Below are 3778 nucleotides of genomic sequence, written 5' to 3'. Positions count from 1 at the left end.
GGCGCGGCCTCGAAGGCCGCGCCGCCGCGAGTGAGCTGCCCGGACACGGCTTGGCCGCGCCGCCGCGACCTGGCCGCCTGGGCACGGCCTGGCCGCCCGGACACCGCCTACCCCTCCGTCGGGCTCCCCGTGGGCCCGGCCTTCACCATGTCGACCGGCATGTCGATCCGCCCCGCGGCCGGGGCCGGGGCCGGGGCCAGGTCCGGGGCCGCGGCCTCTCGCGGCAGTTCCGGCTCCGGCAGCAGCCCGAGCACGGTCTGCCGCTGCGCCTCGCTCGTCGCCTCGTCGTACGGGTCGGGGGTGGCCGGCACCTGCAGCCGGTGCACCGGGCCGGCGCCGAGCCGTACGTAGCCCCGGCCCGGGGGCACCTCGGGCGTCGGCGTGGTGTGCGGCGGGGCGCCGAGCACAGCCCGGATCTGGTCGTCGGAGGCGGGCCCCAGCACCACCCGGGCCCGGGTGTGGGACCGTACGACCTCGCCGAGCGCGTCCGCGGCGTCGAGGTGGTCGGCCACCACCACCCGCACCTGGGCCGCCCGCCCGTGGCGCAGCGGCACCTGCAGCAGCTCCTGCGGGTCGCGGCGGCCCTCGGCCGCGGCGAGCTGACCGAGCACCGTCGGCCGGTCGAGGACGAGCCACAGCGGGCGGAGGATGTCCTGCGGCGGCGGGTGGCCCGTCTGGCGGGCCCGGTTCGCCGCGATCAGCCGCCGCTCCGTCTCGTGTGCCGCCCACTCCAGCGTCGCCAGCGTCCCGGCGAGCCCGCATTCGACGCCCAGCACCCCGGCCCGGCCGCCGAGGAACGCGTACTCGCCGGTGCCGCTGCCGTCCACCACCAGCACCTGGCCGTGGCACAGCGCCTGGAGGGCGATGGACCGCAGCAGGGTCGTGGTGCCGCTCCCGGGCGGGCCGAGCGCGAGCAGATGCGGCTCCGTCGACCGCGGCCCGGTGCGCCACACCACCGGCGGGGCGTCCCGCCGCACCTCCTCCGCCGGGTCGTCGGCGGCCTCCGTGACGGGCAGCGTGCGCTGCACCGAGGAGGCGTCGGTGAAGCCGAGCACGGTCTCGCCCGGCGTGGTCACAAAGCGCTGGGCGCCGATCGCGGTGGACAGGGCGGGCAGCACCGACATCGTCAGGCGGTTGGCCTCCTCGTCCCATTCGAAGAAGTACTCCCGGCCGCGCCCCGACTTGGCGTACAGCAGCCGCTCGACGCGGGTGCGGGACTCCGCGTCGCCGTCGGTGAAGTACGCGGGGTAGTGCAGCTTGAGCAGGGTCAGCCGTCCGGCGTCGTCGAACTCGAAGGAGCCGAAGGCGCTCGACCACTCCCCGCCGTGCGTATACAGCGGGCTCGGGTCCTCGGCGGCGGAGAAGTACGGCACCAGCGCCTCGTACAGGATCCGCAGGCGCTCCCGGCCGGCCTCGTCGGGCCCCGGATCCTTCACCGGGCCCTTGCGCCCGGCCCAGAACGCGGCCCCCATCAGGCTGACGGCCGACAGCGTCGGGCCGTACGGCAGCAGGGCGATGCCCACCACGCAGGTGGCCATCAGGAACAGCGCAGGGCCGCGGCGCTCCTTCGGGGTCTGCGCCCATTTGCGCCGCCCGGCGGCGGCCATGGCGCGCAGCCCGCGGCCGAGCGCGATCAGCGGATGCAGTACGTCGGCGGTGCCGTCGCCGACGGCCCGGGCGAACCCGCGGACGCGGGCCGACCTGGCGCCGCGGACCGGCTTGCCGAGGCGGGCGGATGTGCCGCCGCGGATCAGCCCGGCGGCGCGGATCAGCCCGCCGCCGCGGGCGAACCCGCGGGCGCGGGCCAGCGGGCCGCCGCCGCCGAGGACACGGGGGAGTGGTCGTCGGCGCACGTCAGAACTTGATCCCGCCCAGCAGGTTGGCCAGGCTGGTGCCACCGGCTCTGATGCTCGGGGCGATCGCGGTGCTCGCGAGATAGAAGCCGAAAAGGGCGCAGATGATGGCGTGCGACGCCTTGAGGCCGTCCTTGCGGAAGAACACGAAGACGATGACACCGAGCAGTACGACGCCGGAAATGGACAGGATCATCACGGGCTCCTGGCTGGTGGGGGACGGTCACCATGAGTTCTTCCAGGGTCACTCCAGGTACCCACTCGGCAAAAGGTGCAAATGGGTGGATTATCGGTGTATTCACTGGTGTGGACGCGAAGCCGGAGGCGAGACGCCCATGAGCGACCAGAACCGCGAGACCGAGCCGGCCCACGACCCGGAGGTGCTGCAGCTCGCGGCCAAGGTCTTCGATCTGGCCCGGGTGGGGGACACCGATACGCTCGCCGCCTATGTGGACGCGGGGGTCCCGGCCAACCTCACCGACGACAAGGGGGATTCGCTCCTCATGCTCGCGGCGTATCACGGGCACGCGGCGACCGTCTCCTCCCTGCTGCACCGCGGGGCCGACCCCGACCGCCCCAATGAACACGGCCAGACGCCCATCGCCGGCGCCGCCTTCAAGGGTGAGGAGGAAGTGGTGCGGGTGCTGCTGGCCGGTGGCGCCGATCCGCGGGCGGGCTCGCCCTCGGCGGTCGAGGCGGCGCGTATGTTCGGGCGGCGGGATCTGCTCGCGCTGTTCGGCGCGGCGGAGTGAGCGGAGTGAGCTGACGGCGTACGGGTGGCCTGTCGCCCGTTCGACTTCTGTCCGCCGCCGACCCTGCCGACGCCGTAATGCCTCAACTTCTTTGAAGCGAATGGTCCGGACTATTGACATGCCTTGAACAAGGCTCGGCATGATGTCCCTATCGCGCACCCTTCGCGCCCCCTTCCCTACGGGCTGCCCCAGGACGCCCGTTCCCCCACACAGGAAGGCCATCGCTTCATGAGGAAAACTCTGCGCATCGCCATGACCGGCCTGCTCGCGGCGGCCGCCCTCGCCGCCGCCCCCTGGCCGGCCCCGGCCGCCGACGCCGCCCCGCCGGCCGTCGCCGCCACCTTCACCGACAACTTCGACGGCGCGGCGGGCAGCGCCGTCGACGGCTCCAAATGGGGCTATGAGACCGGCGACAACGTCAACAACCACGAGCGCCAGTACTACACGGACGGCACCAAGAACGCCGCGCTCGACGGCCAGGGCAACCTGGTCATCACCGCCCGCAAGGAGAACCCGGCCAACTACAACTGCTGGTACGGCCGGTGCGAGTACACCTCAGCCCGGCTCTCCACCGCGCGCACCTTCACCACCGCGTACGGACGTGTGGAGGCCCGGATCAAGGTGCCCCGGGGGCAGGGCATGTGGCCCGCCTTCTGGATGCTCGGCAACGACATCGGCAGCGCCGGATGGCCCAACTGCGGCGAGATCGACGTCATGGAGAACGTCGGCTTCGAGCCCAGCACCGTGCACGGCACCATCCACGGCCCCGGCTACTCCGGCTCGGGCGGCATAGGCGCCGGCTACACCCTGCCGAACGGGCAGAAGTTCGCCGACGGCTTCCACACCTTCGCGGTCGACTGGTCGCCCAACAAGATCACCTGGTCCGTCGACGGCAACGTCTACCAGACCCGCACCCCGGCCGATCTCAACGGCAACCGCTGGGTGTTCGACCACGGCTTCTACATCATTCTCAACCTCGCGGTCGGCGGCTACTGGCCCGGCGACCCGGACGGCTCGACCACCTTCCCGCAGCAGCTGGTGGTCGACTACGTCAAGGTCACCTGACGAGCAGCTGTCGCGGTGACGCGGTGACGCGGTGACGCGGTGACGCGGTGACGCGGTGACGCGGTGACGCGGTGACGCGGTGACGCGGTGCGTCGGCGCCCGGCCACG

3 protein-coding genes and 1 pseudogene are annotated in these 3778 nt (G+C 72.9%); 2 read left to right on the top strand and 2 right to left on the bottom strand.

Annotation, left to right across the window (positions count from 1 at the left end):
- Positions 1–107 precede the first annotated feature (107 nt).
- Positions 108–1853 (bottom strand): ATP-binding protein, encoded by a 1746-nt coding sequence (locus ACWDSL_RS52455; RefSeq protein WP_450496750.1) that lies wholly within the window; start codon positions 1851–1853, stop codon positions 108–110.
- Position 1854: 1 nt separating this feature from the next.
- Positions 1855–2049, bottom strand: a complete 195-nt coding sequence (locus tag ACWDSL_RS52450; protein ID WP_014174892.1) for a hypothetical protein — start codon at positions 2047–2049, stop codon at positions 1855–1857.
- Positions 2050–2188: 139 nt separating this feature from the next.
- Between ACWDSL_RS52450 and ACWDSL_RS52445 the strand changes: the two genes are divergently transcribed.
- Positions 2189–2605: an ankyrin repeat domain-containing protein gene (locus ACWDSL_RS52445; RefSeq protein ID WP_450496749.1), complete on the top strand. Its 417-nt coding sequence runs from the start codon at positions 2189–2191 to the stop codon at positions 2603–2605.
- A gap of 228 nt (positions 2606–2833) precedes the next feature.
- Positions 2834–3667: pseudogene (locus tag ACWDSL_RS52440) on the top strand (glycoside hydrolase family 16 protein); the annotation flags it as partial.
- Positions 3668–3778 lie beyond the last annotated feature (111 nt).

The sequence above is a fragment of the Streptomyces sp. NPDC000941 genome (assembly GCF_053599555.1).
This window is presented reverse-complemented; position numbering and strand designations above follow the sequence as displayed.

Bases quoted from the DNA above. Each gene is read 5' to 3' on its own strand.
- ACWDSL_RS52450 (WP_014174892.1), bottom strand. From the start codon at position 2,049: ATGATCCTGTCCATTTCCGGCGTCGTACTGCTCGGTGTCATCGTCTTC.
- ACWDSL_RS52445 (WP_450496749.1), top strand. From the start codon at position 2,189: ATGAGCGACCAGAACCGCGAGACCGAGCCGGCCCACGACCCGGAGGTG.